This window comes from Marivita sp. (assembly GCF_051859345.1).
Taxonomy (GTDB): Bacteria; Pseudomonadota; Alphaproteobacteria; order Rhodobacterales; family Rhodobacteraceae; genus Marivita.
In genome coordinates, this window is the sequence record NZ_JBHYFV010000048.1 from 1 (window position 1) to 6,307 (window position 6,307).

Annotated in this window: 4 protein-coding genes and 1 pseudogene; 2 read left to right on the forward strand and 3 right to left on the reverse strand. The window is 56.4% G+C overall.

Annotation, left to right across the window (positions count from 1 at the left end; all coding sequences use genetic code 11):
• The coding region (locus ACTIEN_RS19730; protein ID WP_439524863.1) for a transposase at window positions 1-415 on the reverse strand (415 nt) is incomplete at its 3' end.
• A gap of 10 nt (window positions 416-425) precedes the next feature.
• Window positions 426-794, reverse strand: a pseudogene (locus ACTIEN_RS19735) (transposase); the annotation flags it as partial.
• Window positions 795-1,050: 256 nt separating this feature from the next.
• On the opposite strand from ACTIEN_RS19735, the gene ACTIEN_RS19740 reads away from it, so the two are divergent.
• Together ACTIEN_RS19740 and ispD are read left to right on the forward strand one after the other, a co-directional pair.
• Window positions 1,051-1,212 carry a hypothetical protein gene (locus tag ACTIEN_RS19740; protein WP_439524864.1) on the forward strand — a complete coding sequence of 54 codons (162 nt, stop codon included), beginning with the start codon at window positions 1,051-1,053 and terminating at the stop codon, window positions 1,210-1,212.
• 13 nt (window positions 1,213-1,225) lie between these two features.
• Window positions 1,226-1,912, forward strand: coding sequence for a 2-C-methyl-D-erythritol 4-phosphate cytidylyltransferase (ispD, locus tag ACTIEN_RS19745; RefSeq protein WP_439524865.1), 687 nt, complete (start codon window positions 1,226-1,228; stop codon window positions 1,910-1,912).
• A 25-nt stretch (window positions 1,913-1,937) separates the two neighbouring features.
• Here ispD and ACTIEN_RS19750 read toward each other — a convergent pair whose 3' ends face one another.
• A complete protein-coding gene (locus ACTIEN_RS19750; protein WP_439524866.1) occupies window positions 1,938-6,272 on the reverse strand; it encodes a thioester reductase domain-containing protein in 4,335 nt (1,444 codons plus the stop codon).
• Window positions 6,273-6,307: the final 35 nt, after the last annotated feature.

The window sequence follows — 6,307 nt, forward strand, 5'->3', positions numbered from 1 at the left end:
GAAGGTGGCGATAGAATTGTCCGTCGCGACCGTCCTTGGAATAGGCAAACCGATAGATCGTCTCGTGGCTCACGCGGATCGGATGGCGTTCAAGTCGCATACGGCCTGCGATCTGTTCTGGTGACCAACCGGCCTTGAGCCGGTCTTCAATGGCGGCCTTTAACTCCGGGTGTACGATCATCTTTCGATGGATGGCCCGACGCTTCTCGTACATGTCCTGAGCGTTCAGCGCATAGTAGCCGTTCAGCTCAGGTAGCTCGGTGTCCGTATAGCGGTTTCTCTTGATGTCTCGGTAGATCGTGGAGGGGTCTCGACCCAAACGATCCGCAATCTCCGAAATCGGCATTTTAGCTTCAAGCCACTTTGCGAGCTTGCGGCGTTCGTCCAGGTTCAGGTGACAATAGTGGCTTCCCATTCTTCATACTCCGTGCAACTCTCTGTTTTGATACAGAATTTGCACTTCGTTTGTGAATCCCCCGGTTGCCGATCTGTTCAGGCGTCCATCCTTGTTTGATCTGGGCCACAACGTTCCTACACAGATCCGGATGTCTTATGAGCTTGCGCTGTACGGTTCGGCGTTTCTGCGTCTGTAGCTGTGCAGCGTGTCCAAAGTATCCGGCATAGTTCTTGGGCAGGGATTCATCCGCCCAAAAATTACGTTTGATCTCTCGAAAAATCGTCGATTTATGGCGCTTCAAGACCCGCGCCATCTCCATGACCGGCACTTTTGCGTGCCACCAATCTTCAATCTTGCGACGTTCCTGAAGTGAAAGTTGCGAATACACGGCTCCCATGCGATGTTCTCCCATTAGATAACATGTTGTTTTCTAATAGGAGTCGCACTTCAGGGTAGCGCGCGCCTTTGATAGCTAAAAGCGCGCGTAACTAACATTATGTTATATACTTGATTGTGCAGCCGCAGGTTTCAAAGATGCCCAAACTCGGCTTGTCTTTGAGCACAGGAACGCATCCCACCGCGATACGCTGGTTCTTACTGTGCAACCGCAGCCAAGACGGCTTGCCAGATCCCAAGGCCCGCAGGATTGCAAGATGATCTTCTTCGATGCGGAAAACGATCAAATGGTCTGCGCTTGGGTGAATGCGGACTGGCGGGACAAACTCGGTGTGTTCGCGTGCCATATCGTGCATAAAAACAAGATCCTGCCGATCCGTCAGGGTCTTGTGATCTGCCTTGTGACACGGAGCGCCTGAAAGGAAGACCTTTATGACCAATGCCGCGCTGATTGTTGCTGCGGGCCGGGGCAGCCGGATGATGCGGGAGACGCCGAAGCAGTACCTGCCGTTGGGCGGGCAAGCGGTGCTGTGGCATACGGTGCGGGCGTTCCTCGCCTCGGAGTGGATTCATGTGGTGCGTGTGGTGATCCATCCTGATGATCAGGCGCATTATGAAAGCGCCGTGGGCGGGGTCAGGGATGCAAGGCTTGGCCCTCCGGTGACAGGTGGTGCGTTGCGGGCCGCTTCGGTGCGGCTTGGGCTTGAGGCGCTGCGGCATGACAGCCCGGAGCATGTGCTGATCCATGACGCGGCACGTCCTTTCTGCCCACCCGATCTGATCGCAGCCGTGTTGGCGCCGCTGGCTGACGTGGACGGTGCTTTTGCCGCTCTGCCGGTGGTCGATGCGCTTTGGACAACCGCCGGGTCAGAGGCCGTCACACCCGTGTCGCGCGATGGCCTCTGGCGGGCGCAGACCCCGCAGGCCTTCCGCTATGACGCGATCCTTGCCGCCCATGATCGGAGTGACGGCACCGCCGCCGATGATGTTGAAACGGCGCGGCAGGCGGGGTTGCGTGTGCGCGTCGTCGAAGGGTCCGAAGACAATTTCAAGATCACCCTTCCCCGCGATCTGGAACGTGCGGAACGGCTGCTATCTCACGCATTTGGCTCTCGGTAGTCCTTCCGTCGTGTTGCTGAAGTGCTCATTCACCCGGCTCGAACTCATCTTGGAACCAATGTACCATACGTGCGAGCGCCTGTTGGCTTTCACCAGCCGCGTCCAATTCGGTTGATGGCAATACTGGTTTGGTCAGCTTTTCTCCCATTTTGTTGTTCGGTGCATCCCCGATAAAGAATGAAGGGACCCACACGGCAGGGTGCCCTGGATGTTTTTGCATGAAAGCTTGTGCCTTGTTGATGAAGTCCTCAACTGGCAAGAGATCGACGGAGCGCCCCTGTTTCTGGCTGATCGACTGAAGGTCTTTTGTTGTCAGCGCAGGCCAGTCTGTGATGTGACGCACCCCCACCTGTTCTCCGGGAGTGTCCATAAAGGCTACAATTCGGTTTGCAGCCGTATCCACAGGAATGACTGGGAAAGAGACTTCGAGCTTTGGTAGCATCCCGGTGTCAAAGGCCAGCCGGAACAGCCCCGAAGCAAGATCCGACATGTTGGAATAACCGTCATTGCTCCTCCCGATAACGAAAGATGGACGGTGAACAGAGGCAGACAAACCTCTTTCCTGTGCAGCGCGGACAAGCGCGTCGGCGACCCATTTCGTTTTGACATATCCACCTTCTGAAGAGGGTGGCATTTGCGGCGCGACCGCTTCTGAAAGAGCTGAGCTTTCGATCTGTTTAAGGCAGGCATAGATTCTAAGCGTCGAAACGAAATGAAGCGCCTTAGGAGGCCCTTCTCGGCACAGATCAAGAATTTGATGCACGCTTTGTACGTTGATCGCCCTCATGTCCTCATATCCACCGAGGAAATTCACGTCGGCTGCATTGTGAATGATGAGATCGACGGATGCGGTGATTTGTTTGATTTGGGCTGGTTCCAAGCCAAACCCTTCTTTTGCCAGATTGCTTGGCCAAACCTCAATTATCTGACCAACCTGTGCCTCAGCCTGTAAAAGGTTTGCCCTGCGGAGCGAGACCCGCAACCTTTCTTCGGCATGCGCGCGGTCCTTTCCACGGCCCAGACAAATAATGTGTCGCGCACCTTTGCGCAGGATAGCGTCCAGCAAGAACGCTCCAAGGAACCCGGTTGCGCCTGTCAGCAACACAGTGTTGCGCTCGGAGATCGCCACTTCGGGAGCGGGTATGAAGACAGAGCCTTTTGGCAACTCTGCGTCTGCCAGCATCAGCTTTGTCTCAGCATCTTCGTCTTGCGAAGCTGGGTTCTCGGCCAAGCTGCCAATTTCGAGATTGAGTCGTCCCAGCAGCAGAACAGCGAGTTCCTGCATATTTCGGTCTGCAGACAGTTCGGAAGATGGGATCGAAACGCCTATCCGGCTTTCCACAGTTGTCGCAAACTCGACCGCCATCAGCGAGTCCAGACCTGAATCGGAAAGTGATCGATCAGGATCGATTTGGCTTTCTTTGGCTCCCATGACCTTTGCGATTGTCTGAATCAGGACCTGCTCCATCAATTCTACACGGTCTTCAACCGGAACTTGCGCAAAGTCTATCTTGTCTGCGCCTGCATCCTGTTGAGCTTCCATCTGGCCAAGCAACGCCTCGGCCCGAGCCGTCTGCATGATTGGACCGCCGAATTTTCCGGAGGACTGAATGACCGCCGCCACGGCGGGTCCGTCTGTCAGAAGGTCGTCGATCGCGACAAAGATATCGGCCATCCGGATCGCGCCACCGATGGTTTTGTTGAGACTGGCGCGGAGCTCTGCGTCACGTTCAAGGATCCCTGCATCCTCAACCGCTCCGAGTTCAAGCGCAAGCCCGGGCTGTCCCGCCGCCTTGCGGGCCAGTACTAGCTGTTCGAGATACGCGTTTGCGGCCACGTAGTTCGACTGCCCAGGGTTGCCGACAAGATTGGCAAGGGATGAAAACGTCAGGAAGTAGTCAAGCGGCTGAGTGGATGATGCGTGGTGAAGGTTGTAGGCACCCAAAACCTTCGGCCGTAGGACCGTTTCGAATGCATTGTGGTCCATATTGACCATAAGTCTGTCATCAAGAACAAGTACGGCATGGATGATGCCGCGAAGGGCACCATAAGTCTCGGTCAGATCATCGACTAACTGAGTGACCTGTTCCGCATCAGAGACATCCGCCTGAACGACAACGACCGTTGCACCGGCGGCTTCCATGGCTGCGATGGCATCTGCCTGGTCGGTGGTTGTGACCCCGCTGCGGCCAACGAGTGCAATGGTTTTGGCTCCGCGCTTTACCATCCAGTGGCCGATTTTCAGCCCTATGCCGCCAAGGCCGCCGGCGATGACGTGTATTCCGGTGTTGGCAAACGACAATGTAGGTTTGGGTTGTGGCTCCAGTGAGGCGCCTTTCGCATCCAAATTCAGGACGAGTTTGCCAACATGTCTGCCACCCTGCATGAGCCGGAATGCATCGCGCAACCCAGACATCGGATAGGTGCGCAAGGGCAGCGGTCGCACCACACCAGAGGCGCAGGCTTCTAGCAGATTGCGCCAGCTCTGGGCAAAGAACTGTGGTTTTTGTCGTGCCAAGAACGTCATGTCGACGGCGAAATACGAGATATTCTGTTCCAGCGCTCGAAGGTTTAGTCGGCTGTTTGTTTCGAAATCTCGCTTTCCGATCTCAACGAAGCGGCCAAATGGCTTGAGGACATCAAGAGATGCCAGCATCGCATCCCCCGCAAGTGAGTTCAGGACAACATCCACACCTGCGCCGTCGGTGAATGTCATGACATCTTCTTCGAATTGCAGCGTGCGGGAATCGGAAACGCAATCCACGCCGAGCAACCGCAGGAAGTCGCGTTTTTCGTCTGAACCGGCTGTCGCGATGATCCTGGCACCAATCGACTTGGCATACTGGATGGCCATAAGTCCGACACCGCCAGCCCCCCCGTGAATGAGAATGGTTTCATCGGGTTGCAGCCTGGCGACGAGGTCAAGCGCGTAAACAACTGTCAGGCCGACAACGGGAAGTGTTGCGCCTTCGGCAAAACTCCATCCCTCTGGAAGCCTTTGCGCCGCATGCTCGGGCACGGTGATCGAGGACGCGAAGCAGCCCTCCGACATGAGCATGACGTGATCGCCCACTGACAGCGTTGTGACCCCTGGACCAACGCGCGAAACTACTCCCGCACCTTCGAGTCCCATCAGCGGTCCAACCGCGCTGTCCTTCAGAAGCTCTGGCGGCAGAAGCCCCAAGGCCAGAATGATGTCCTTGAAATTGAGGCCGGCAGCCTTGAGGTCGATTTCGACCATGCCTTCCCCAGGAGCTTCGGGCTCAGACGTTCGGCGCAGCAGAAGATTGTCCAGAGAGCCTTGCGCATTCAGGGTCACGGCAAACGGAGTGTCTGCAGATACTGGCTCTGCCACGGGTTTTATCGGAGCAATGACATTTGCAAAGATGCCCGCTTTGGTGATCCGCAATTCGTCGACATTGCCCGCAATGGCGGTGTGCGTCCCGGCTTCCGTTCCCAGGAACTCCACCAGGTGACCCATGGCGAGATCCGATCCATCCCAATCGATCCGACGGCAGGGCCAGTTTGACTGTTCATTGACGATCGTTCGCCCGACGGCCCAATAACTACCGCCTGCAAGATCAATGTTGCTCTCCCCGAGCACGTTCTGCGTAATTATATTGATCCGCGGTGCCGACCGCCAATCGGCGGCATTCACGGCCTTTACCAGCGCGACAAGAGACCATCCGTCATCTGTTTTTGGCAGCTCGGTAATCCCCCCTGTCGGAGCGATGAATGCGATGTGCTGCGGGGCGGAGTCCGCCAGGCCCTTGCAGAGCTTCACCCATGCGGCTTCGTCTGCCGGATTAATCGAGTCATCGCTTGAACCAGCTGCGGCGACCACGATCTTTGCGTTGCCTCCGTCCGCAATCACTTGCTCTGCCAAGCGCTCTGCCAGGGGATGTGCCGGGGTTGGGGAAATAATCAGCCAGTTCGTGGCATCAGCGTGTTCGAACTCCCGGGAGGCATATGCCATGGGCTCTGCAGAGTTTCGGCCAAGCAGCACGGAACAGCTTGCAGAGGCCGCTTCACTGCCGTCTGACCAGAGCGCGACGTTTTCAAAGCCTTCTTCCGTAAGCATTGCACGCCACGTTGCGCCATCCATAAGCGCGTGATCGGGACGATCCTCAAGATCGGTGAACGTCCAGACACCCGGAAGCATTCCAAAGAAGAAATCGAAATAGCCATGCCGCTCGATCTCTACGAGCCCGATGAGGCCGTTCTTGCGCAGCAAACCACGCATGGCTTGCAGGCTTTCACGCACATTTGCTGTCGTATGGACAACGTTTGCGCCTACGACGATATCGAACGCTCCGCCAAGGTCGCCCTGATCGGCGATCTTCCCTGTCAGATCCAGCACAGCCGTGCGGAAAGACGGAATATGGGCAAAGCGCC

What these genes read in the sequence shown, in the direction of transcription:
- ACTIEN_RS19740 (WP_439524864.1), top strand. Translation starts at nt 1,051, where the DNA reads ATGATCTTCTTCGATGCGGAAAACGATCAAATGGTCTGCGCTTGGGTG.
- ispD (WP_439524865.1), top strand. Translation starts at nt 1,226, where the DNA reads ATGACCAATGCCGCGCTGATTGTTGCTGCGGGCCGGGGCAGCCGGATG.